This is a genomic window from Chitinophaga sp. Ak27, from assembly GCF_012726295.1.
Lineage (GTDB): Bacteria > Bacteroidota > Bacteroidia > Chitinophagales > Chitinophagaceae > Chitinophaga.
On record NZ_JABAOB010000004.1, the window covers coordinates 17,027 to 42,288 of the forward strand.

The 25,262-nt window shown below is 44.4% G+C and carries 19 protein-coding genes; 15 read left to right on the forward strand and 4 right to left on the reverse strand.

What is annotated here, in order from left to right; translation table 11 throughout:
* Window positions 1–103: 103 nt before the first annotated feature.
* From HGH90_RS14990 to HGH90_RS15005, 4 genes are all read left to right on the forward strand, one after another.
* On the forward strand, window positions 104–2,026 hold the full coding sequence (locus HGH90_RS14990; RefSeq protein WP_317166153.1) for an ATP-binding protein: 1,923 nt from the start codon (window positions 104–106) through the stop codon (window positions 2,024–2,026).
* Window positions 2,016–2,657 carry a response regulator gene (locus HGH90_RS14995; protein WP_169191449.1) on the forward strand — a complete coding sequence of 214 codons (642 nt, stop codon included), beginning with the start codon at window positions 2,016–2,018 and terminating at the stop codon, window positions 2,655–2,657. The genes HGH90_RS14990 and HGH90_RS14995 overlap by 11 nt, the downstream gene beginning before the upstream one ends.
* A gap of 117 nt (window positions 2,658–2,774) precedes the next feature.
* Window positions 2,775–3,200 (forward strand): hypothetical protein, encoded by a 426-nt coding sequence (locus tag HGH90_RS15000; RefSeq protein WP_169191450.1) that lies wholly within the window; start codon window positions 2,775–2,777, stop codon window positions 3,198–3,200.
* Between the two features lie 31 nt (window positions 3,201–3,231).
* A complete protein-coding gene (locus tag HGH90_RS15005; RefSeq protein ID WP_168762823.1) occupies window positions 3,232–3,843 on the forward strand; it encodes a hypothetical protein in 612 nt (203 codons plus the stop codon).
* Between the two features lie 67 nt (window positions 3,844–3,910).
* Here the strand turns inward: HGH90_RS15005 and HGH90_RS15010 are convergent, their stop codons facing one another.
* The 4 genes from HGH90_RS15010 to HGH90_RS15025 form a co-directional block, all read right to left on the reverse strand.
* The gene (locus HGH90_RS15010) at window positions 3,911–5,992 is read right to left on the reverse strand and encodes a DUF748 domain-containing protein (protein WP_169191451.1); all 2,082 of its coding nucleotides are present in this window, start codon (window positions 5,990–5,992) and stop codon (window positions 3,911–3,913) included.
* Between the two features lie 128 nt (window positions 5,993–6,120).
* A complete protein-coding gene (locus tag HGH90_RS15015; RefSeq protein WP_168762825.1) occupies window positions 6,121–6,780 on the reverse strand; it encodes a 4'-phosphopantetheinyl transferase family protein in 660 nt (219 codons plus the stop codon).
* A 10-nt stretch (window positions 6,781–6,790) separates the two neighbouring features.
* Complete coding sequence (locus HGH90_RS15020) at window positions 6,791–7,408, reverse strand: glycosyltransferase family 9 protein (protein ID WP_169191452.1); 618 nt, start codon at window positions 7,406–7,408, stop codon at window positions 6,791–6,793.
* A 250-nt stretch (window positions 7,409–7,658) separates the two neighbouring features.
* Window positions 7,659–7,898 (reverse strand): hypothetical protein, encoded by a 240-nt coding sequence (locus tag HGH90_RS15025; RefSeq protein ID WP_168762827.1) that lies wholly within the window; start codon window positions 7,896–7,898, stop codon window positions 7,659–7,661.
* Window positions 7,899–9,040: 1,142 nt separating this feature from the next.
* Here HGH90_RS15025 and HGH90_RS15030 point away from each other — a divergent pair.
* The 11 genes from HGH90_RS15030 to HGH90_RS15080 all read left to right on the forward strand — a co-directional run bounded on the left by HGH90_RS15030 (window position 9,041) and on the right by HGH90_RS15080 (window position 25,244).
* Complete coding sequence (locus HGH90_RS15030; RefSeq protein ID WP_168762828.1) at window positions 9,041–9,565, forward strand: UpxY family transcription antiterminator; 525 nt, start codon at window positions 9,041–9,043, stop codon at window positions 9,563–9,565.
* Between the two features lie 152 nt (window positions 9,566–9,717).
* Window positions 9,718–16,194, forward strand: a complete 6,477-nt coding sequence (locus HGH90_RS15035) for a non-ribosomal peptide synthetase (protein ID WP_169191453.1) — start codon at window positions 9,718–9,720, stop codon at window positions 16,192–16,194.
* Between the two features lie 55 nt (window positions 16,195–16,249).
* Entirely contained in the window at window positions 16,250–17,224 is a 975-nt protein-coding gene (gene sbnA / locus HGH90_RS15040; protein WP_168762830.1) for a 2,3-diaminopropionate biosynthesis protein SbnA, read from the forward strand.
* A gap of 3 nt (window positions 17,225–17,227) precedes the next feature.
* Complete coding sequence (locus HGH90_RS15045) at window positions 17,228–18,196, forward strand: 2,3-diaminopropionate biosynthesis protein SbnB (RefSeq protein WP_168762831.1); 969 nt, start codon at window positions 17,228–17,230, stop codon at window positions 18,194–18,196.
* A 45-nt stretch (window positions 18,197–18,241) separates the two neighbouring features.
* On the forward strand, window positions 18,242–19,546 hold the full coding sequence (locus tag HGH90_RS15050) for a nucleotide disphospho-sugar-binding domain-containing protein (RefSeq protein ID WP_168762832.1): 1,305 nt from the start codon (window positions 18,242–18,244) through the stop codon (window positions 19,544–19,546).
* A 20-nt stretch (window positions 19,547–19,566) separates the two neighbouring features.
* Window positions 19,567–20,925 carry a glycosyltransferase gene (locus HGH90_RS15055; protein WP_168762833.1) on the forward strand — a complete coding sequence of 453 codons (1,359 nt, stop codon included), beginning with the start codon at window positions 19,567–19,569 and terminating at the stop codon, window positions 20,923–20,925.
* A gap of 10 nt (window positions 20,926–20,935) precedes the next feature.
* Window positions 20,936–21,937 (forward strand): ornithine carbamoyltransferase, encoded by a 1,002-nt coding sequence (locus tag HGH90_RS15060; protein ID WP_169191454.1) that lies wholly within the window; start codon window positions 20,936–20,938, stop codon window positions 21,935–21,937.
* 11 nt (window positions 21,938–21,948) lie between these two features.
* Entirely contained in the window at window positions 21,949–22,800 is an 852-nt protein-coding gene (locus HGH90_RS15065) for a 3-hydroxyacyl-CoA dehydrogenase family protein (protein ID WP_168762835.1), read from the forward strand.
* An 11-nt stretch (window positions 22,801–22,811) separates the two neighbouring features.
* Window positions 22,812–23,855 (forward strand): HAD-IIIC family phosphatase, encoded by a 1,044-nt coding sequence (locus HGH90_RS15070; RefSeq protein ID WP_168762836.1) that lies wholly within the window; start codon window positions 22,812–22,814, stop codon window positions 23,853–23,855.
* Window positions 23,846–24,109, forward strand: a complete 264-nt coding sequence (locus tag HGH90_RS15075; RefSeq protein WP_168762837.1) for an acyl carrier protein — start codon at window positions 23,846–23,848, stop codon at window positions 24,107–24,109. Before HGH90_RS15070 ends, HGH90_RS15075 begins: the two co-directional genes overlap by 10 nt.
* The gene (locus HGH90_RS15080; protein WP_169191455.1) at window positions 24,102–25,244 is read left to right on the forward strand and encodes an acyl-CoA dehydrogenase family protein; all 1,143 of its coding nucleotides are present in this window, start codon (window positions 24,102–24,104) and stop codon (window positions 25,242–25,244) included. The genes HGH90_RS15075 and HGH90_RS15080 overlap by 8 nt, the downstream gene beginning before the upstream one ends.
* Window positions 25,245–25,262 lie beyond the last annotated feature (18 nt).

The window sequence follows — 25,262 nt, forward strand, 5'->3', positions numbered from 1 at the left end:
GATCCAATATATTTTATCTCAGATAACAACCTGCCTATCCCATTCCAAATAATATATTTAATTATTACCTTCAACGTCTAAACGGAAATTTTTTTTCTTGATAGTGGAACTTACCATATTAACCCGAACCTGGCTAAACAAAGTGCCAGCCTTATTTTTTGTAGTCCTGATGGCGCTTTCCAGTCCCTGTCTGGCCCAGAATGAAACAGGTTTCACGGCGTACGGAGACGTACCGGTAAAAACACCCGATTCTCTTTTGCGGAGAATGCATCTGGCTACCGATATCAAAGCAAAAATAGCGGCGGTGCAGCCGCTGTTGGCCTTCCATGCAGCCCATGGCACTACGGACTCGGTGATCTTTTATGCGCAGCAGCTTATTGGCAGTCTTAATCAAAGCGACCTTCCATCTGCCGATAAACTACCCAGCCAGGTTTCCCTTTATCTTACGCTGGCCAACGCCTACAGTGAGGAAGGCCTATACGACGAAGCTTTACGTTTTTACCTTCAGGGTATCCCGATCGCAGAATCCCTCAACAACAAAATCGCCATCAATGACAACAAACTGGGCATAGCAAACGTATATGCCGCCCGAAAGGAATATGACAAAGCCATAGCGGCGTACCAGGACCTGCTGCGGAATACCGGCCGGGTTGAAAAACTGGAACATTTGGTGTATGAGCGGCTGGGTATCGCTTTCCTGGAACAAAAGAACCTGCCCCAGGCGAAGTTGTATACTGAAAAAGCACTGGCTTATTTCCAGCAGCAACAAGAGGAAAAGAAGGCACTACAGGCGAAACTGACCCTCGGTATTATCGCAGAGTTCAGCCAGCAAACAGACGAGGCCTATGCCATTTACAATGAAGTGGAAAACAAGGCGCAGCAGCACCAGTTTTTTGACCTGTACATCAACGCCGGACAACGGATGGGCGATCTGCTCATTGCCCGCAAAGATTATGACAACGCCAAGGCCTTATTGTCGCTGGTGTATGCCAACGCGCTCCAATGGAACGATCTCAAAGCACAGCTGCGAGTACTGAATAGCCTGCGTAACCTCCATGCGGTGACAGGCGATTATAAAAACGCCTATGCACTCATGACCCAGTACCTGGGCATTTCCCAGGAAGTGTTGAACAGGCAGAATAAAAAAGAGATCAACGAACTCGAAATAAAATACCAAACCGCCCAGAAGGAAAAAGAAATATTGAATAAGGAAAATGAGTTAAATCATCAGAAGACAGTAAAATATAGCCTGCTGATCGGGTTTCTCGTTATCCTGCTGCCCATCATAGGCTTGCTGTTTATGTATTACCAGAAATTGCAGGCGCAGAGCAAACTAAATGCTACGATGGAGGAAATGAACCGGCAGAAAATTGCGGCGCTGCTGAAAGATAAAGAACTTGAATTGCTGAAGGCCTCCATTACCGGCCAGGAAAAAGAACGGCAACGAATTGCGGGGGAGTTGCACGACAGCATTGGCGGTAACCTCGCCGCTATCAAACTCCAGCTCTCCAATCAAACTGCCGCGAATCGGTTGGATGCGCTCATCCGGCAGGTAGACGACACCTACCGCCAGGTACGTGATCTTTCCCATGACCTGGTGCCGCTGAAATTTGGTAACACCGGCTTCACCGAACTCATAACCGGCTATATCAGGCAATTCAACATGCCCGGCAACGCCATTATCACCTTTCATGCGTTTCCCGGCGAAGAAATTGACCGGATCGGGACTACCCTGAAAGCGGAGGTTTATAAAATTATCCAGGAGCTCATCACCAACGCGCAGAAACACAGCCAGGCGTCGAAAGTAGAAATACAATTGACCCGGCTGGATGGTATGCTGAAGTTACTGTTTGAAGATGATGGGCAGGGATTTTCTGTGGAAACGGTGAAATATGGCATCGGATTTCAGAATATCCGGGAGCGTTTGAAACTATTCGACGGCGTATTTTCCATCGACTCTTTCCCATCGAAAGGCACCGTAATTGACATTGAAATACCTTTAAAACCGGAATGTTATGAAGCATAATATTATCCTGGCCGACGATCATAAATTGTTCCTGGAAGGCCTTATCAGGCTGATAACACAGGAAAAAGACCTCCATGTACCATATTATGCGCATAATGGCCAACTGGTCATCAACTATCTCGACCAGCATCCGGATGAGCAGGTCGATCTCGTTATCACCGATATCAGTATGCCCGACATAGACGGCATTACATTGAATAACTATATCAAGGAAAAAAGACCGGAGATCAGCACGCTGGTGGTAAGTATGCATACCGACAGTAATATCATCGATGCGCTTATCCAGAATAATGTCGACGGCTTTTTGTCGAAGAATGCGGATTCAGACGAATTGCTGGAAGCGGTCAAAACGATCCTCAAGGGCGGGAAATACTTTTCAGAGGCGGTGAAACAGGAGTATCTCAAGAGTGTTTTTAATAAGGGAAAAGAAACCCTTGAAATGCTCACTTCCCGCGAAAAGGATGTACTGAAGCTGATCGCGGAGGAATACACCACCCAGGAAATCGCAGACAAACTCTTTCTCAGCAAACATACGATTGAAAGCTACCGCAAAACCCTCATCCTGAAATTGAAGGTACGCAACCTGGCTGGCCTCACCAGGTATGCCGTCAAATTGGGCCTCCTGAGTTAACCCCCTGAAAACAGGGGGGTGAATTTCACTGAATACGATGTTGTGGTCGCCATCGTACGCTGCTACCTTTGTTGCATAATAAAACGAAACCATCTCGTCACGTAAAAATGCAACATTATGATCTACGGAATAACATTAATCCTGCTAAGCATCATCGCCGTTCCTTCCCTGATTTTATCTAAAAAAACCAATGCAAAGGAGCTGTTGGAAAAAGTAGAACCCTACCAGGGGTGGATAGGGATTGTTTTCTGCTGCTGGGGTATATGGGGGCTTGTAATGGCCATTTTAAACCTGGGGTGGCTCACTTCAGCGCCTATCTGGTGGATCACACTGACTGCAGGCAACCTGGTGGAAGCATGCCTTGGTTTCCTGCTCGGATTCCCGCTCATCAACAAGTTCTTCCTCTCCAACAACGAAAAAGCCCGCGAAAAGGCAGTGCGTATCCGGGCACAAGTTGCGCCGAAACAAGGTAGCCTGGGCATACTGGGCATCATCGTTGGTATATGGATGATCGTTGCATCCTTCCTCTTTACGATTGCCTAGCATTATTCTTTCACCACTTAATCGTCAACCGATGAAAAAGATGATACTGGCCGCCATCATATTGGTGTCGGCACTACAGGGCCATGCCCAGGAACAACAAAACCATGCTATCCAGGTGGGTGGCGCCGCTAAAATAAACCGTGAAGTGGAAGCTTACCTGATCGATTTCGCCATAGCACCGGAGTACGGAGACACGGAAGGCAAAAAATCTTTTGAAGACGTCAAAAAGGACTTTTTTGCAAAGGTAAAGGAAGTTGGTCTGAGTGAAAACCAGTTCAAAGAAGATAAGCTGGCATACCAGGCACTACAGCTTTTCAGGGAAGGTGGTTTATATACTTTCCAAACCCGTTCCCGCGATGAACTGCTGACGGCTGCCAGGCTGGCGAACGGCAACATTATCAATATCACCGCTACCCGGATAAAGTTCAAGCCGGTGGTGAAAGATGAAAAAGGCTACGAAACTGCATTCCTCGACAGTAAGGAAAAAGCCGCCAAAATTGCAAAAGCAATCAATAAAAAGCTGGGACCTGTGCTCGCGGTTACGGATCTTACCCAACAAGAAACCACGGTGGCAGAAACTTATTACTTTAAGCCATTGGCAGAGCAATATATCTATTTGTCAGTCAGTTTCGCCATTGAATAGCCGGCCTTCATTCATTTTTTTGACCCAGTAAGCTATCTTATCTGCTGCCGATTTGGTAATACCCCCATCATTTCGGCAGCAGAAACCCAAACGTAAAACTTGCCTCAATACCCGATAGCAGTGACTTCAACAGGTAAAACGACAATGCGCGTGTATGGTCAAACTTATAATCTATCGTACCCGTGCGACGGTCCACAGGCAGTGATTTATCCTTGTTCTTTGGGATGATGACATGTTTGAGCATAAACGACGGGAATTTGGCTATTTTCTTTTGCTGTCCTTTAAGTTTATCCAACACCAGGTTGTGATATTCGCCCACCACCTTGCCACTGGCTTTTTCATCATTGAAACTGAATTGAAAGGCTAAATGATTCAATAGTCCGGATTCTACATGAAAATTACCAAGATTTTCGGCGGATGGGTTCAGGGTGGTCACATCTAAATTATCAATTGTCCCATTGACATTATAACTTTTACCAGCGGTAAACGGCAAAGAGATGGCCGTCTTAATAGTGCCTGAGCCCATGATGGAACCTTCCATATTCAGATCCATATGATCGGGGTCAGACGGGATAGGGTTATTGATAAGCGGAGCTACGGAAAGTTGCAGTCTTTCGAACCGCAGCAAACCTGTTTGCAGTTTGTCTTTGGGGAATTCTTCATACAACAGTGTTGACGCAGATACTTTGAAACGCTGAACACGGATATTACCCGGGATGCTTTTCAGGAATGCAACTGGTAACGGTTTATACTGTGATAGACGAGGTAGCCTTCTGTCCCGGAAGATATAAAAGTTGCTTTCCTTGATCCATATTTGTTCAGCTACTAATTGCTGTTGAAGACATTTGTTGATATCCAGTTTGGTGATCGTTACACCGGAAATACTGGCATCAACAACATCTACCTGGTGCCCGGCTTTCCGCCCCATCTCCACCTTGTCGTATTGCGGAGTTACCTTCAGGGAAGCAGCCTGTAAGCTGCCTTCACGATCAACGTCCAGCTGCTTTATTTGAAGGTTTTGGCGAGCGCCCGGGATGGATGCCTGAATATCGGTTAGCGCGCAGGCAAGCGTTTTGAAACGAATACCCGGAAGACTATCTGTTATCCGGATATCCGGTTTATCTATTTCCATATCGCCATGTAGCTTCAATTGGGCGCCTGTTGTGGTTTCGCAGGCAATGGCAGCGTGGCGCATCCTGAAGGAGTCTGTTTGTATAGCAGAGAGCATTTTTGTTAAGTCAATAAAAAGAGATGACGGCCGGCGGGTGGTAGTTTCACTATAGATATTCAAAACGGGATGGTTTAAAATTATTTTTTCAGCCACCAGTTTTTTATCAAACAGTTTCCGGATATCGACATTGTGAATGGAGATGTATGCAATGCCTGCCTTCACAAATAAAGGCTGGTTGTCGGTTTTCGGGAAAAAGTCGGCTTTGCTATATTGTGGTAGCAGTTGTAAGGAATCTATTTCCAGTAATCCCTGGCGGCTGTCTATCGTTACCTGTTTGACCATCAGGGTATGGTAGGCATTGGGTAGGGGATAGGTGATACCGGAGAGACTGCCTTTGATATCGCCGAAATGAAAATTGCCGGCGGCGAATGCGTCCTTAAGATGATGTATGTTTATGTCGTCTATACCCACATTCCCACTCAGCAGTAGCTGATGATCCTCGCGTACCTGGAAGGGACCTAACTGAAGATGGTTGATTGATATACTTTTGACGGGCGCCTGCGCCAACAGCTGTATGGGCGCCGTATCTTTTCTATTCATTAAGAACCGGTCCAGGTCTATTTCTCCATTATTTAAGTTTAAATGATTGATAGATAGTGTCCTTCGAAAGAGCATCTCCAGGAGATGAATGCCATTAAGTTCAATGCTTGAAAAATGCATGGCATGCTGGTGATGGCTGCTATCCGGCGTATACGCTATGGTAAGATTGCTCAGTGCAAGTGATGAAGTGAATAGGTTGCTTTTTATGGAGGAATAACTAATTTTTAGTTTAGGAGAAAGATGCTGAAGTTGCTCACTGACGGTATGCTGAATGATTCGGTTTGCAACGATGTTGGCGGTAATCAGTATAACGAGTATGCCGATGCTACTGTAAATCAGCATTAACCATTTCCTTGGTATGTTAGATAATCTGCCCATCAGCCTGCCTGTATTATCTTGTTTCTTTATCTTTTACATCCGATTGTTGCTAATTGTTTGATGTGTATATTTTGATAATATGTTTGATATTTTAGATCAGGAGATAAGTGAAGATGGCTGGCGGGATCTTATGATATAAAGGATACTTTTTGGATAGTATATTGTTGATGATGCATATTGGTGGCTATGTGACAAATGTAATGCTCGAAATGACTGATAGGAGTAATATACCATGTTTGACCGTCGAGAAGGAAGGCTGGGCCATTAGTGACGTCGAGCGTGTCCAGGGAAGTAAAGATACCTCTTCCATCTGCTTTGAGAATAGCTTCTTTTATTGTCCAGTATTTATAAAATAGGGCCTCCCGGGGGGTAGATTGTTCAATGTTAGTCCATTCTGCCGGTGAAAATTGACGTCGAAAGTCACTTATGGAAATAGGTGTACATCGTTCTAAATCTATGCCTATGCGCCCATTGCAATTAATGGCGCAGACAACGATCTCGCTTGAGTGAGAGATGTTGAAATCCGGGGCATTGACGATGTAGGGCCGTCCATACTTCGTGTATACGATATCGTTGAGGGTGGCATTACAGTGATTTCCCTTCAAGGCATGCAAAAGAAGCAGTTTTCCCAGGAGATTTGCATGTGCGTCCTGCCATCGTCTGAACCTACTTATTTTTTCCCTGAAATGTGCAGGGATTTCCTGCAATAGTTGGGAAAAGCGCGCTGTCGGGAGCGGAGTATGGTAGGTGGTATAGTAAACTGCCGGAGATATTATCGGGTCAGGCATTGCCGGTAAGTTATCTGTTAGATGTTGATGGGCAGGTTAGCTGTCTCAGTAAAGCCGTTCTTACTTCATCTACGCTAATATTGCTCATACAGCGTTTGTCGTAAGGGCAGGGGTGGCCGAGGATAAGGTCCAGACAGGGTGAACAGCGTACCGCTTTATAGATATTTATATTGTTTTCGTGTCCCCATATAGTAGGTTGGGCAGGTCCCCATACTACTACACCGGGGGTGTCAAATGCATTAGTGGCATGCGAGTAAATAGAATTGACACCTGCAAAGCTGCGTGCATATTTAATCAATCCGAATGTTTCCCGGATGGATGTCTTTCCCCGGAGATCGACTGCGTTTTTTACTGGCTTTTCGTCTTCCAGTCCTACCTGGAGAAAAGTATATTCCGGCATAGATGCAACCAGTTCGTTCCAGTTATGTATTTGCCATTCCTGGTTGGAGGTGGTTCTAGAGGTGATATGCATTACAATAGGGTTTTTGTAAGCAGCAATTCTTTTCTGCGCGTTTCGATCTTCTTCATCAGAAAGGTATATCTGTACTTTTTTGTCTGTTAGTGTTACATTGTATAGGTCTGCAATAATTTCTTTCACATTCTTATTGCAGAATAATGTTGGCTGCATTGCGCCATAAAAAGTGGTAAAAAAGTTCTCCTTGTTTTGATAGTATCTGATAAATGATATCGGGTTTTTCCAAAAGGAGACGGAGGTAATTCTATTGATGTAAGGATTGTTCTTTAAAATAAGCTGCATCTTTTTGTTAATGCAAAATACAACGATCCTTTTTTTAGGAGCTTTTTCTTTAATAGCTTTGAATACCGGGCTCGTTAATAATACGTCACCCAGTCCGCCAAACATAATTACACGGAGGGTTTTATTGTTCATGCTGCAGCGCTTGATGGATTGAATGATGATGAGGTATTTCTTCCAGTATCCATTCGAGTTGATTTAAGGCATATTCCCAGACCTTTTTTTCCTGGAAAAGGAAATGGATTTTCCGTATGCTGATATCACCAACATATTGAGCCATTTCAATTTTAGCTTTTTCTTCTATTATAGAGAGGTTGCCTCTGATCTCTGCCATCCTTTGCCGGATGTCTGCTTCAGTTCTCATAGAAAATTATTTTTTATGATGCTGGCAGTTTTTAAAACTGCCAGGTATTTTCGGGTTAATATTGAGTGGATTGATTTACAAGTAAAAATATTAATAAACAGCTTCACGGGTTCACAGAAAGTATTTTGGCAAACAAGAAGATTCGCGGACTGATGAGTTGTCGGATCATTTGCCTTTTAACATGGAACGATTATAAATATACAGAAAAATATTTCGCAATGTCAATACCTGGTTTTTAACGGACAACATTACACGAAAAGTCAATACCGTGGCATTTAATCCCCATAAATCCTTTGTTGTAGTGTATATAAGCGGATTGCCTGTAATTCTTTCATCTTTTATCTAACCGGGCGAGTAATTAAAATGTGCTGAATTATTTTTCGAATAAAATTTTTTCTACCTATTGTATTTTACAAAAAACATTCATTATATTCACTTTCAGAAAAAGTTACTGTTTTGTGTTTATAACTCGTAACCTTATTTTTCACTATGTTAACTTATTTTCCCTTTTAGTTGTTTTAATCCAGCTTAGCACGTTATTGAGTCCTGGTTCTAAGATTAAATGGCCCGATTATTAAAGTAAGACTCCATGATTTAGAGGTGAGCCATTGAATCTAATTCTTAATAGGTTTTTAATTTATTTTATTAAAGTGAGTAAGTGTTACTTATTGTAGCGTTAGCTATGCCCTGAAAGTTACAGAAGTGCTGTCACCTTGTAATATCCTGGCATTTTTTTTCAGACACTTTTATCCCGGTTAGGTCGCTGTTACTTACCGTAGCGATAGCTTTTGCATGATTTGACAGATCGATATTTTGTTGAGTTATTAATGCACTTGGTTTAGTTGAATGATGATTGTTTATCTCTGGTCGGACCACCAGGTATTTATTTTTGCACAACGATTTTTAGAATAAATGAAGCCCAAAAATTAGCACCGATATTTCCTTTCCCTCTTACATATATATTTAAACGGTACCATTTCCTTGTGATAATGGCAGCGATAGCTTTGTTCGGAAACTAGTGTTAACATACAATAGGAGGGCCTAGGTATGCTGTTAGGGCAACTATACTGTGGTAAATAATAAAGTGATAATCCCAGACTCATCTCAATTATAATCTTCCTAGTTGTAAAAATCAAAATAACATGAGCAATTTTGTAGCAGGGTGGTATCTGATCTACACATTGGCACGCCAGGAAAAGAAAGTATTACAGCAACTGACAGAATGTGAAGTGGAATGCTTTTTCCCAACCAGCAAATCGGTACGCCAGTGGCATGACCGGAAAAAGATGATGGATACGCCGCTTTTCCCGTCTTATGTATTCGTTAACCTCAAGAGCCTGAAAGAGTTTTACTATGGACAGCATGTTGCCGGCGCTGCATATTATGTAAGATTTGGTAAGCAGTTGGCCCGGGTAGATCAACAGATAATTAATCGGATAGCACTGGTTGCACAACATGGAGAAGACCTCTGCGTATCTGATGAAAGGTTCCAGGAGGGTCAGGTATTGTTGATCAACAAGGGGCCTTTGTGTGGACTATCCTGTGAAGTTGTTAAGTATAAAGGATTAAAGCGTATACTGGTGAGAGTAGAACTCCTGCAAAGAAGTATCCTGATCGCTTTTCAGCCGGAGTATTTATCGCTGCAGAATAATTATTCAATCGGATAAAAGCTTAATGCGGTGTATAGCCGCTGTTAATGCTACGTGTCAATGTTTGGATTCGCACTTATCTTTTCTTTCACTCAACGTTCCTGTAATTCCACCTGGAATGCATGTGTTGTACAGGACAATACTATTCACATCTATATCAAACTGCCCTGATGTCGGAAACAGTCAATACGCTTATTGATCTTCTGGAAGCAAGAAAGACCGATATGCGCGGCGTGAGTTTTATTAAAAATAATTCAGACAAGGAACATATTTCCTATGCTGCGTTATATGACAAGGCCAGCCGTTTGCTTTTTTATTTGCAGAAGAAAGGCCTGAAGCCCCATGATGAAGTGATATTGCAGATAGAAGAACCATCTTCTTTTCTCATTACTTATTGGGCTTGCATACTGGGAGGTATCATCCCGGTACCTCTTGCGGTTGGCAAAACTTATGATCAGTATCTAAAGCTTCTTAACGTGTGGGACTGCCTGAATAATCCTTGCCTGATTACTACGAGGGGAGCATTGGAGAAGCTAAAAGCGGGTTTTCGTTCAATGACGGTTGAGGTTAGCCTGGAAGACATGGCAGACAAGATCCTGTTGCTGGAGGAATCCAGCCAGGCGCAGGGTACGGGAAAGATATTTGCGGCAAATAAGGATACTATCGCTTACGTTCAATTTTCATCCGGTTCTACCAGCACTCCCAAGGGAGTAACGCTTACCCATAGAAATATTCTGACTAATTGCAGGGCGATTTTGGGCCACATTGATAGCCCTGAAAGCGGAGATACTTTTTTTAGCTGGATGCCACTAACGCACGACATGGGGCTTATTGGCTATCATCTAACACCGATGGTAGCTGGCTGGGAGCATTATATCATGCCAACGGAGTTATTTATACGACGCCCTGCATTGTGGCTGGAAGTAATCAGCAGGTTCCGGATTACCTTTACGGCCTCACCTAACTTCGGGTACGCTTATATTCTAAATTACCTGGACAACTACGAATTACAACATGTTGATCTTTCCTGCCTGAGAATTATAACCAACGGCGCAGAGCCAATTTCCGCCTCGCTGTGTGACGCATTTACCAGGAGAATGGCACATTACGGTTTATCCGCCTGTACAATATTTCCTGTATATGGGTTGGCAGAGGCCTGTCTGGCAGTAACTTTCAGTCGGCCGGGAGCAGCGGTGAAAGCGATTACCATTAACCGGGAATCATTGGGCGTTGGCAGCAAGGTTGAAGTATTATCCACGCATAGTAACGGAGTTACTTTTGTAAATGTAGGCAGGCCGCTCTCGGATAACTGTAATATTTTAATCACGGATGGTGATCGTCAACGTGTAGAGCCGGGTACCATAGGACATATTCTGATTAAGGGGGATAATGTTACCAGCCATTATTATAATAATGAGGCGGCTACAGTTGCCACCATCTCCCCTGAAGGATGGCTGGATACCGGTGATCTTGGATTTACGCTTGATGGGGATTTATATATTACCGGCAGGGAGAAAGACCTTATCCTCGTGAATGCGCAAAACTTTTATCCTCATGACCTGGAGTTACAAGCGCAGGGACATCCGAAAGTACGTGCCGGGAAAATAGCTGTAGCAGGGTATTACAATCCTCAGAAAGATAAAGAAGAGGTGCTGGTATTTGTACAGCACAGAGGCACTGTAACAGATTTTTTAGAACTATATACAGGCCTGGCGCAAATCATTAACGAAAGAGCGGGTGTGGTTCCTGAATATATTATCCCTGTTAAAGAAATTCCTAAAACAACCAGTGGGAAAATACAACGCTACAGGCTTATCGAACAATATGCAGCCGGAGCTTTTGATCAGGTGCTTGAAGATATGGCACAAAGTATAGGATCTGCTGGTGAAAAGGAGAAAACGGCTGATAGTACTACTATAACAACATTAACTGAGATATGGGAGGAAGTATTGGAGCGGCGGGGATTAAATGCAGGTGATCATTTCTTTTCTATAGGCGGAAACTCCATGCTGGCAGCGAGGCTATTCATGCGGATTCAGGCATCAATGGGTGTTGATCTGTCGGTGGGAGATCTGTATACTTATCCCGAAATAGGACGGCTTGCCGAATATATCGACCAGGCATACGCTGGTGCTATACCAGCTCCTGTTACTCATTTCCCATTCGACGCTGTTTATCCGTTGTCATCCACACAGGAGAGGTTATACTATATATGGCAGTCAAATCCGAACTCAATCGCCTATAATATTCCATCTGCGTTATGTTGGGAAGGAGAAATGGACACCGTAGCGCTTGAGAAAAGCATGCGTCAAATGTTGGACAGACATCAGCTGTTAAGAGGATTTTTCGGATTGAAGGACAGGGCGCCGGCGTTATTTATAGCGGAGACTGTCGATGTGGAAATAATCTATGAATATCTTGTAGAGGAAGATCTAAATGGAGCATTGGTGGATGCCCTACAGGCATTTGATCTGCATAAAGGTCCGCTTTTTCGCATAAAGGTGTTCCGTGTTTCGGCAAAAAAGTGTATCCTGTTTGCTGACTTCCATCATATTATTGCTGACGGCATTTCGATTGCTTTTTTCCTGGAAGAGTTAATGTCGTTGTATGTAGGAAAAGTGCTTTCTCCACCAGCATTTAGTTATATGGATTACCTGGGTTGGCAGAAAAGTAACAGTAGCAGTGAGGAGATGACCCAGCATCAGTCGTTCTGGAAGAATCATTTGCAGGGTGAGTTGCCCATATTATCACTTCCCCTTGATAAGGCACGTCCTCCGGTATTTGACTATGCCGGGGAGAAACGGGCTTTTTACTTGGATACTGAATTGAAGCAGCAGCTGCAGGTTGTGGCAAAAGAACGTGGGGTCTCACTTTTTACCATCTGTTTAGCTGCGTGGTATATTACCCTGGCAAAATACACAGGACAGGAAGATATAGTAACCGGGGTACCGGTAAGTGGACGCTCCAGGGCGGCGTGGCAAGGTGTTTTCGGGATGTTTGTTAATAGCCTGGCGCTGCGGGCAGCTCCGGAGGGAAGCAAAACGCTGGCCGCATTTCTAAGCTCACTCGCTGATATGTCACAGGAGGCCATTGCCAGGCAAGATTATCCATTCAGCGAGATGGTTGCGTTGGCAGGCATGCGGCGTGAAATGAGCCGCAATCAGCTCTTCGATACGATGTTTATCTATCAGCAGTTGGAAGTACCTGTGCCGGGTACGGATAATATCCATCTTAGCCGGTATTTTTTTGATCCGGGCGTTGCCAAATATGATATGTCACTGGAGATATTTGAAGCAGAAGACAAGTTTTATATTGAATATGCTACTTCACTTTTTGAACCTGCTACCATTGACAACTTTGCGAAGCATTACCAAAATGTCCTGAGATATGTTGCTACCTCAATAGATATCACTATTGCAAAGGTAAATATGCTGTCGCCGGAAGAATTACGGGCCCATACCGTTACCTTTAATGCCGCCGTTGCTGCCTATCCACGGCATACACCGATACATCAGCTGATAAGTGAGGCAATTGCCCGGAATCCGGGATATATTGCAGTAGCCGAAGGCAGGCTCACATGGTCTGGCGGGGAGCTGGAAGCCAGGGCAGTACGGCTGGCTGCTTTCCTGGAGAGGGTGCAGCCGGGGAGCAATGAGCCTGTTGGTATCATTCTTGAAAGAGGCGCCGGCCTCATAGTCGCTATCCTGGCAGTGCTTAAGTCTGGCCGCGCGTTTGTTCCGGTTGATCCGGTGTTGCCATCGGCAAGAATAAAATATGTATTGGAGAATTGTGGCGCAGCGGTGGTGATCACAAACGCAGAGAATATAGTAAGACAGCACGACCTGGGATTACCGCAGGCTATATTCGTTAACGTGGACGACTACCCCGTACTTGGTGACATAGATCTACCGGTAGAAAAAGATATTTCTCCGGAAAGTATTGCCTATATCATCTACACTTCCGGTACGTCGGGGAATCCGAAGGGCGTGATGGTAACACACCGGTCGTTGGTCAATTACGCCTGGTGGGGAGCTAAAATATATGCCGCAACAATGCCGGCGGATTTTCCATTGTTTACCTCGATATCATTTGACCTTACTATTACCAGCATTTTTGTTCCCCTGCTAACCAGCAATACTATTGTTGTTTATAAAGATACAGGTAGTAAACTGTCGATTGAGCAGGTGCTGGAAGACAACCGTATAGATGTTATCAAGTTGACGCCCTCGCATCTCAAGATGATGGCGGCAGATCCGTCATTGATCAGCAAGGGGAATGCTACACGCATCAGGAAAATCATTGTTGGCGGTGAGGCATTGACAACATCGCTGGCAGCTGCAATAAATAATACCCTGGGTGGAAACGTAGATATTTATAATGAATATGGCCCTACAGAAGCAACAGTAGGGTGTATGATATACCGGTACCAGCCAGAAAAGGATAATGGCGTAAATATTCCAATTGGCCGGCCTATGGACAATGCAGCCATCTATCTGTTGGACCGGTATCTGAACCCTGTCCCATATGGCGTAACCGGAGAGATTTATATAGCCGGCGACTGCCTGGCAGCAGGTTACTGGCATGATCCAATACTCACGGAACAGCGGTTTATCGATGATCCCTTTTGCCCGGGAAGAAAAATGTACAAAACAGGAGACCTGGCCCGGAAACTCAGCAGTGGAGAGATCGATTTCCAGGGGCGTGTGGATAACCAGGCCAAAATAAACGGGCATAGAGTAGAACCGGCTGAAATAGAGCAGTATATAAAGATGGTGGCAGATGTGAAAGATGTAGTGGTGCTGACCCGGAAAGATAAAGATGGTGCTGCTTTTTTATGCGCGTATGTGGTGATGGATAAGAAGAATACTTCCGAAGAGCTTTTTTTGAAAAGTTTGCAAACACACCTGTATTTACATTTGCCGGTTTACCTGATTCCGGCAAAGTTTGTAATAATCGACGCTATTCCCTTGACCAGGAATGGGAAAGTAGACCAGGAACGTCTGCCTCTGCCATCCGCGGAAAGACGTACCAGGCACGTTGCTCCGCGGACTGCCATGGAAGAACGGATAGCGGCTGCCTGGGAGAAAGTATTTAGGATATCAGGTGCCGGTGTGGAAGATAATTTTTTTGAGCAGGGGGGCGATTCCATTAAAGCAGTTCAGATAGCCGGATATCTGAGAGAGGAAAACATTAGTCTCTCCACGAGAAGTATACTTACTTATCCCACTATTTCCCAGCTGAGTTTGCAGGCATCTTTTACCGATACCGCAGCTATCAACCAGGGAACAGCAGAAGGGTTTAAGGCGAAAACGCCGGTGGAACACTGGTTTTTCAGGCAGCAACTTAAAAATCCGCATTACTTTAATCAGTCGATAGTCCTGAAGTTTAAAAGGCGCGTTGATAATGCCTTACTGGATGCTGCTTTCGGGAAAATAATAGAACATCATGACGCACTTCGGTTAAACTATGATGAAAAGGATAACAGGCCGTTTTTTAACAACGATTACCTGAGAAAGCCTTTTAAAATCGATACCTGTACGTTAAGCGCTACAGAAACTATTGCGCCCAAAGGGCGCAGTGTAAAGAACTCCTTCAATATTCATGATACGTTGCTGATAAAGCCTTTGATTATTTACCAGGGGAACAGCATGTTGCTGCTAATCACGGCACATCACCTGGTTGTGGATGGTATCAGCTGGAGGATACTGTTGGAGGATTTGTACCGTTTGTATACTACACTGGAAAATGGGCAACCACCATTACTATCCCGTAAAACCGGTTCCTGCCAGGATTGGCCCCAGCTGTTGGAAAGATATGCGCTACAGGAGAATATAGTGGAGCGAACCAGCGAATTTTGGCAAACTATGTCGTCGACGGTATTCAAAATGCCGATGATATCAGGAAGGGCAACCGGATTGTCCCGTACTGGAAAGACAGTGGCTCATCTCGATGAGCGGCTTACTGAATTTATGTTAAAAGAAGCGCACCTGATATATAATACTGATACGTTGATGTTGCTTACCACTGCACTGGCGATAGTTTTAAAAGACTGGTGCAATACGCCGGATGTTAAAATAGAGATGGAACATCATGGGAGAAATTTGCCCGGAGAAGATGTGGCAAAGACTATTGGCTGGTTTACTGCCATGTACCCGGTTAGCCTGCATTTGGAGACCGGGGATATCGGCATGCAGCTCCGGTATGTAAAAGAGTTACTTAATAATATACCTCAGCAGGGCATAGGGTATGGTATACTGAAAGACCTGTACGGAAAGTTTTCGGATCAGCATCAGGAGGCGCCGGTACGTTTGAATTACCTGGGGCAGTTTGACCAGGATACAGACAATGACCTTTTTTCCTATGAAGATATTTTTTCAGGAGAAGATATCGACCCGGAAAACGCCCCGACAGCATGTATTGAGATAAATGCAATAGTGATCTACGGCCGGTTGAAAGTAGAAATTACCTACGACAGCCACTATTTTACTGCTCATGCCGCTACAAATTTTATCGAGCAATATATAGCAGTACTGGAGGAAATTATTCAACACCTTCTGATGGCGCCTGGCCGCTATTTTACCGCATCGGATTTTGATACCTCTGAGTTGGATGAAGATGATCTGAAGGCACTGTTTAGCCAGATTTGAGTATACAATTGTCTAATACCAGTATATATCTCACACCAATAAATAAGTAAATAAAATGGTTATCTCCAGCATTTTAGAGAAAGTTGGTAATACACCGGTCGTAAAACTGGATACGCCAGATTTGCCCGATGTTAACCTGTTTTGCAAACTGGAATACTATAATCCGACAGGGAGTGTGAAAGACAGGGCAGCCTATTACATTCTGCAAAAATGCCTGGAGGAAAAAATTATAGACCAGGATACCACTATCATAGAATCTTCTTCCGGCAATTTCGGCGTGGCATTGGCCGCTTATTGTAAATTGCTTTCCCTGAAGTTTATATGCGTTATTGACCCCACTATTTCTCCCATCAATGAAATGCTGATCGGTAGCAATTATAACGCCGAAATATGCAAGGTGACAACAACGGATAGGAATGGCGGGTATTTGTTGACTAGGATTGAGAAAGTGAAGGAGCTGAAGAACGCTATCGGGAACAGTTACTGGATCAATCAATATGGGAATGAGCTGAATGCAGAAGCCTATTATAAATCCCTTGGAGAAGAGATTTGCGCGGATTTTAGCAGCGGACTTGATTATGTTTTCCTTGGTGTTAGTTCTGGCGGCACTATTACCGGCGCTTCGAGAAAAATAAAGGAACGGTTTCCGGAGGCATCTGTTATTGCAGTGGATATGGAAGGCTCTGTTATCTTCGGTGCTAAACCAATGAAAAGGTCTATTCCGGGAATCGGTTCCAGTATGGTGCCAGACATACTGAAAGGTGCATTGATAGATGAGGTGGTATGGGTAAGTGAAGCAGACGTCATCGCAAATTGCCAGGAGTTACTTAGTGAGTACTCCATTTTTTCCGGTGGGTCGTCGGGAGCTGTGTATGCCGCAATGAAACAATATTTTTCCCGGCTTCCACGCAGGCAGCCTGTAAATGTGCTTTGTGTATTGCCCGACAGGGGAGAACGTTATTGTAATACTATCTATAATAAGACCTGGTGTGACGAATTACTTGCGAAAGGAACTATATTAATAGATTAAGAGATGAAATATTTGAATGAAAATCATTTAAAAGAAATCGTGCTTGACTGGCCGGAAGCCGTTGGTGTTATTACTGATACAGTAGGTTGTTTGTTTACTAATGAGTACGCACAACCTATAAAACCGTACCTGCGTTATAAGGATATGAAAAACAGGATCATAGCCATGCCTGCGTATGTAGGGGGCACCTGTAATATGTCTGGTATCAAGTGGATTGCCAGTTTTCCCGATAATATTAATAAGGGGCTTTCCAGGGCCCACAGCGTGGTGATCCTGAATAACGCAGATACCGGTAAACCTGAAGCTGTAATTAATACGGCCCTGCTCAGTGCTATCAGAACCGCGGCTGTAAGCGGAATGGTGATACAGCGCTTTATGGATGCCAGGAACCCGGAGAAGATTACCCTCGGTATCTCCGGATTTGGCCCTATCGGGAGGTATCATCTTAAGATGTGCGTTGACATACTTGGTGAAAATCTCGCAAAGATTGTGCTTTATGATCTAAAGGAAATTGATCTCTCAGAACTGTCTCCTGACATTATAGCGAAGATTCAGATAGCCGGTAGCTGGATGGAAGCATATGATAGCGCAGATATTTTTATTACCTGTACAGTATCTAAGCGTCCGTACATAGACCGCCGGCCGAAATCCGGATCCCTTCATTTGAATGTATCGCTGAGAGACTATATGCCGGTTGCATTCGACTGGTTCCGGGGTGCTATCATTGTGGATAATTGGGAGGAGGTTTGCCGGGAACAAACGGATATTGAAGTAATGCATAAAGAGAGAAGCCTTCAGCAGGCAGACACGCAGTCGATAATAAATGTGGTATATGGCGACTGTATAGCCAGATATCCACCTGATGTACCTGTAATGTTCAATCCAATGGGAATGGCTGTTTTCGATATCGCCATAGGGACTTATTTCCTGCATAAGCTATCGCAAACCAACCATCTCATAGAGCTGGACTAATACTATTAAAGGATCATAACGGTGAAAGAGACAGTTAATCAAAGAATGATTTTTTTTTTGCTGGGTGAGAAAAGCGCCTACAACAGCAGTTTTATCCTGGCCCGGCAGTTACAGGAGAGGGGATATACTGTATTATACCTTGTATTTGGAAAAGAAGCAAAATACATAAAGGATAACGGATTCCGGTATGAATTGCTGGATCCCCGCCAGTCTAAAAAGCGACACCTGAGGGGTTTAATAGCGTATGTCAGGTATTATTATATCTATCAATACATTGTTAACAGGAAAATTGAACGGCTGGTGCTGAGGGAAAGGCCATGTCTTTGCCTCGTTAATGTGTTGAGCCTCCCGCTTACCGTAAAGTTATTGAAGCATCAGGTACCTGTGGTAAACTATGTCAATGAATTTATTTATCGCTTTAACAGCGAAGTACCGGCAGTTTTTTCAGGGGTACTTCCAGGAAAGAAATGGTATCGAAGGATAGTGAACCTGTGGTCATGGGTATATACCTATATTCAATTTTACCGGAAGAAAGGATTGTTTCACCTGGTAGCTTTCTTTTGGCTTTCCCGGCGGCCTTTCCTGAAGCTGGATTATATGAAAGAAATCCGGTTATATAAAGGGAACTGTTATTGGTGCGAATACGGTTATCGTTTGAAGGGACCTGATTATTTTTCATTTACCGCTGAGATGGATATTCCGGGTAAGGTACATAGGTCGGCATTTGTATACGGAGGGGCACATATTTATAAGGAACGGAATGATAATACTGCTTTTGAGCTAAAGGCTAATGAAAGGCAAAAAATAATTTATTGTTCACTTGGCACCTGGAGCCTCCAACATCTGAAACAGCGGGAGCGCCTTAATTTTTACAACCAGCTGCTCTCGGCAATTGCGCAGCGACAGGACCTGCACCTCGTACTTAGTTTACCAAACGAAGATCTTGAAAACCTGTCATTGTCTTTTCCCAAAAATGTGCAAGTGCATTCCTTTGTTCCTCAGCTAAAGGTATTGCCGTTAACAGATGTGTTTATTACGCACGGAGGATCGTCTTCTATAAAGGAAGCTATTAGCTATGGGGTACCGATGATGGTATTTCCCGGTATTGTTGATCAACCGGGTAATGCAGCACGCGTGGTATATCATAAGTTAGGCGTCCGGGGAAGTTTCCGGCGCGTATCTGCGAAGAAGATTATCCGGATGATTGACTATCTGCTTAACAGCCGGGAAATCAAAGCGGCAGTGACCGAATTCAAACAATTGGCGGATAAACAATATGATTGCAGTAAAGGCGTCTCTTTTCTGGAGGCTATGATCGCTTCCAGGCGAATTCCGGCGCCACTCCTTTGATCCGTTTTACGCATTTTCTTATGGAGCAAACCTCATTTGATGCCTCAGCCGGCAGAAAAGTGTTTTTCCTGTTGCAGGAGACCAGTTCTCTGAACAGCAGCTTTGTATTGGCCAAACAATTGCAGCAAAAGGGCTATGAGGTATTATACCTTTCCATGGGAAAGGAGAGCCTGCACATCAGGGAGAATGGATTCAGGTATGTATTACTGAATCCGCGGCAGAAAAAGAGGAATATCAATACACTGGATGCACATGTCAGGCACTTTTATCTATACCAGCAGGTGGTAAACCGTAAAATTGAGAAGCTAATCCTGGAAGAGCGTCCTTGTGTTTGTTTGACTGAAAACCTGTTGTTGTCCGTTAATTTCCTGAAATATAGTGTCCCGCTGATTTTTTTTGAAAATATCCTGGTACATAGATTCAGCACGCAGGTACCTCCTGCATTTTCAGGTGTACATTATACCACCAGGTGGTATTCATGGATGCTTAACATGTGGGCGTGGCTGGTATCTCATAAAAATTTTATTGCAAGAAGCTACCGCTTTTTTTTATATGCTTTTTATCTCAGGAATTATAAAGATAAAAAGTACAGAAAGCTGGATATATACCGGCAAATCAGAGCGCTGGGCGGGAGATACTATATGGCAGAACATCGTCACCGTTTAATAGGCTTTGACTATTATGCTTTCCCTCCTGAACTGGATTTTCCCGGTAAAAAGCATCTGTCGGATTATGTGTACGGCGGTACGCATGTTTATCTTGACAGGGTGGATGGCAGACCATTTCAGCTAAGGGCTGGTTCACAGCAGCGCGTGGTATATTGTGCGTTGGGTACATTGAGTTTTTACACTAATGCGGGAGACCGGTACCATTTTTATCATCAGCTGTTGGCTGCATTCCGGCAAAGACCGGACCTATATCTTGTACTAAGTTTACCCAAAGACGATATGCATCCGGATCTGCAGCCTTATCCGGCCAATGTACAGGTACATGACTTTGTGCCCCAGGTAAAAGTACTTGGCATGGTGGATCTCTTTATTACGCATGGGGGGCCTTCCTCTATTAAAGAAGCGGTATACTTCGGGGTACCGATGATTGTTTTTCCACTAAGATGCGATCAGCCGGGGAATGCTGCCAGGGTGGTATATCACCGCCTGGGTGTCAGCAGTTCCTTCCGAAACGTGAGGGATACGGAATTTTTGCGGCAGATTGACTATGTATTGGGCAATGATGATATAAAGAAATCGATACGCCATTTTCAGCACATATTCCGCGCACAGAATGATTGCGCGGCGGGCGTAAAATTCGTAGAGAAGGTGATCCGGGAAAATCCGGTGACGTTGCCAGTTCCGGCTGATGTAATAACAACGGGTAACTAATATAGATCATATGCATAAAAGAGATTTCATTGACTTAAGGTCTTTCTCCAGGGAGGAGCTCGAACAGATATTGTTAGATGCCGAAGCAATTAAATCCGGCCAGAAAGATGTTTCACAGGTGCTGTCGGGGAAAACGCTGGGGATGCTTTTCAGTGTGGCATCCACCCGTACGCGTCTGTCTTTTCTTGCAGGAACCCGGCAAATGGGTGGGCATGCAGAGTACCTGAATACCGGCGATTTACAACTGAAGAACCGGGAAACAGTCACCGATACAGCCAGAGTAATGGACCGGTTCCTTGATGGCCTTATCGTTAGAATGTATGACATGAAAAGTTATGGTAGTGGGCGGGAAGCATTGGAAACAATTGCAGCGAACACCTCCTTTCCGGTTATAAATGCGCTGGATGATAAAGACCATCCCTGCCAGGTGATGAGCGATGTACTTACGATAAAGGAGCAATTGGGGCCCGACTTCAGAAAGAAGAAAGTGTTACTGACATGGGGTTTCGCACAACGACAAAAATCTCCCGGTGTTACGCATTCCATGATGAGTGCGGCAGCACTCCTTGGAATGAACCTGGAGGTTGCTTTTCCGGAAGGGTTTGAACCTGATGAGGCGTACATAAATTTTGCCAAAAAGCAGGCCGCACTTTCAGGTGGCCAGCTCTCTTTCTCACATAATATGATGGCGGCAGCAGAAGGAGCGGACGTGATTTATGTGAAAAGCTGGAAAGCATTGAACCTGAGTGATGAAGATGAACTTGCGATAAAGAATTCGGTACGAGCAGACTGGTGTCTTTCATCCAGGCATTTTGAGGCGGCGAGTCAGCATGCCGTATACATGGACTGTTTACCCAGCATACGGGGTGAGGAAGTAACTGCGGAAGTGAAAGATGGCCCGCGTTCAATCATATTTGACGAGGCCGGAAACCGGTTGTATATGCAGAAGGCGATTATGAATTTTGTATTTGAGAAGATAAAGGCGCCGCATCATATTCCTCTCTTTACCTAAAAGGAACAATAATGAATTATGCCACAATAGCCATTATCGGTGCGGGTACAATGGGTGCCCACCTGGCAATGGATCTTGGATCCTGTGGTCATCAGGTTATCCTGAAAGACAAAGAGGAGGCTCCTTTATTAGCAGCCGAAAAAAGGATGAAGGGGGATTTCAGAATGTTTCAGATGATGAGGAAGGACTGGAAACAGAAAGATCTTGCGGAGATTTTATCACATATTCAGTTTACCACATCCTATCAGCATTGGGAACATGTAAACCTGATTATAGAAAACATACCGGAAGATGTGGTGCTGAAACAGCAGCTGTATCAGCAATTAGCCGCTATTGCTGATAAGGATGTTATCTATGCCGTAAATACCAGCTGTATTTCGATTACCAAAGTTGCTTCCTGGCTTCCTGACCCATCAAAGGTAATAGGTACCCACTTTCTTAACCCTGTGCCGTTGAAAGAGCTGGTAGAAGTAATAAAAGGGTATCATACATCAGCGGCCACTATCGATTTTATGCGCGTTTTCTTGCGGAGTATCGGCAAACTCCCGGTGCTGGTAAATGATGCTACCGGTTTTGTCGCAAACAGGTTGTCTCACTTGTTTATGAATGAAGCCGCTTTCCTGGTACAGGAAGGTGTTGCCACACCGGAAGACATAGATATTATTTTCAGAAAAGGTTATGGGCATGCTATGGGGCCATTAGAAACAGCGGATCTTATAGGATTGGACACCGTACTGCACTCCCTTAGAATACTTTATGACAGCTATCAGGATCCCAAGTTCCGTAGTTGTCCTTTGCTGGAAAAAATGGTCGCTGCGGGGCAACTAGGTAAAAAGACAGGTGCAGGATTTTATAAATATTAAAGTGGTTCGGCATGAAAGATATTAAATGCGTGATATGGGATCTGGACAATACTATTTGGGAAGGAACCCTGCTGGAAGATAAGACGGTGACGCTCCGGGATGGGATACGGGAAGTGTTGGAGGAGCTGGACAATAGGGGGATATTACATTCTGTTGCCAGTAAAAATAATTATGAAGAAGCTGTCGGGAAGCTGGAAGAACTGGGTATTGCGCATTATTTTCTTTTCCCTCAGGTTAGCTGGAACGCAAAGTCCCATGCGGTGTCAACAATACAAGAGCAACTGAACCTAGGGGCGGATACCTTCCTGTTTATAGATGATCAGCCATTTGAAAGAGAAGAGGTGAAAAATGTGCATCCGAAAATTTCCTGTATAGATGCAGCGGAATTCCGTCTTTTACTGACAGATAAGAGGTTACAGCCCAAGTTCATTACGACTGATAGCAGGCGAAGGCGATTCATGTATCTCGAGGCGGCGGAAAGAAACAGGCAGGAGGAAGCATTTCGAGGTCCCAAAGAACAGTTTCTGGCACAACTGAATATGGAGCTGTTGATCTCACCCGCAACGGAAGAAGATCTGGAAAGAGCAGAGGAGCTTACGCTGCGCACTAATCAATATAATGCTACTGGTACCATATACAGTTATGAAGAACTCAATTATTTCCGCATCTCGCCTGATCACGATTTGTTGGTGTGCGAACTGACGGACAAATTCGGATCCTACGGAAAAATAGGGCTGGCATTAGTGGAGAAGCAGTCCTCTTACTGGCATCTGCGTATGATATTGATTTCCTGCCGGGTTATTTCACATGGTATTGGTACAGTGCTCCTCAATTATATTCTGAACCAGGCTTTCCAAACCGGTAAAAAAGTAAGAGCCGATTTTCAACAAACAGACAGGAATAGAATGATGTACCTGACATTTAAGTTTGCCGGATTTACAGTACTCACCAACGAAGCAGGACTTATTTTATTTGAAAATGAAGCAGCTCAATTGCTAAAATTACCCGGATATATCAAAATTACAGACCATCAACTAATTTCAAAATGGAAGTAAGAGAAAATATCAGAGCATTTATCGGCCAGCATCTTATTGTCTTCAACGACGATGTTTCCTTCACAGATGAGGATAACATTTTTGAATTGGGGTTTGTAAACTCCCTGTTTGCAATGAAATTGCTCAATTACGTGGAACATACTTTTGATATTGTCCTTGAAAATGAGGACATCGACATCAATAATTTCAGTTCCGTGAATAATATAGAACGATTGATTGCTGGCAAACTATCTTCAACGGCAGGCAATGAGTAAGAACTGGCTGGAGGAGGTAAAGCAATTTACTGATAACTACCTGCGACCGCTTTCCGCAGATATTGAGGAAAATGGAAGTGTACCGGAAAATATTATCCAGGGGCTGGCGACAATGGGGATGCTGGCGGTTACCTTTCCAAGGGAGTATGGCGGACTGGAACTTGATCCGCTGACCTATGGCTACATCACAGAAGAGATAGGGAAAGCTTGTTGTGCTACCCGTTCCCTGCTCACGGTACATTCCTCCCTGGTAGGCGAAAGCATTGTCCGCTATGGTACTGTTTCACAGAAAAGTTATTGGTTGCCATTAATGGCTAATGGTACGGTGATAGCCGCTTTTGCGTTGTCCGAACCCGGTGTGGGCAGTGATGCCGCGGGCATTCAAACTACTTATAGGAAAAGATCCGGTGGATACCTGATCAGCGGCAGGAAAAAGTGGATCACTTTCGGAACCAGGGCCGATCTTTTTTTGGTGATGGCCACCGGTAGTGAAGGAATAACAGCCTTCTTAGTGGAAAAGAATAGCCCGGGTTTAAATGTCACACCTATGAAAGGGATGATGGCAGGCCGGGCTGCGGCTATGGCGGAGCTGGAGTTTACTGAGGTAGCCGTTGCTGATCAGCAGGTGTTGGGCAAAACCGGGAATGGCTTTCGTTATATCGTTAATACGGCGTTGGATCATGGCAGGTATAGCGTTGCCTGGGGAGGGCTCGCTATTGCACAGGAGGCGCTGGAAGCGATGGTGTCTTATGCCCGAAAGAGAAAACAGTTTGGAAAAGCATTGTATGAATATCAATTGATACAGGGATTGATTGGAGACGCTGTCGCCCAGGTACATGCTGCCCGGTCACTATGTATACATGCCGGGACATGTCGGAAGGAAAATCATCCTGATATGACCGGCGCTACCCAAATAGCAAAATATTTTGCTTCCGTTACTGCAGTGAAAGTGGCTGCAGATGCTGTGCAGGTGCACGGCGCAAATGGATGTAACTCCATTTACCCGGTTGAAAGGCTTTTCCGGGAAGCGAAAGTACTGGAGATTATTGAAGGATCTTCACAGATACAACAAGTGCAACTCTCCGAGCTCGCACTTAGCCGGTATTACCGGAATGGTTATTATGTAAATGAATAGCATTTTAAGTTTATCTGC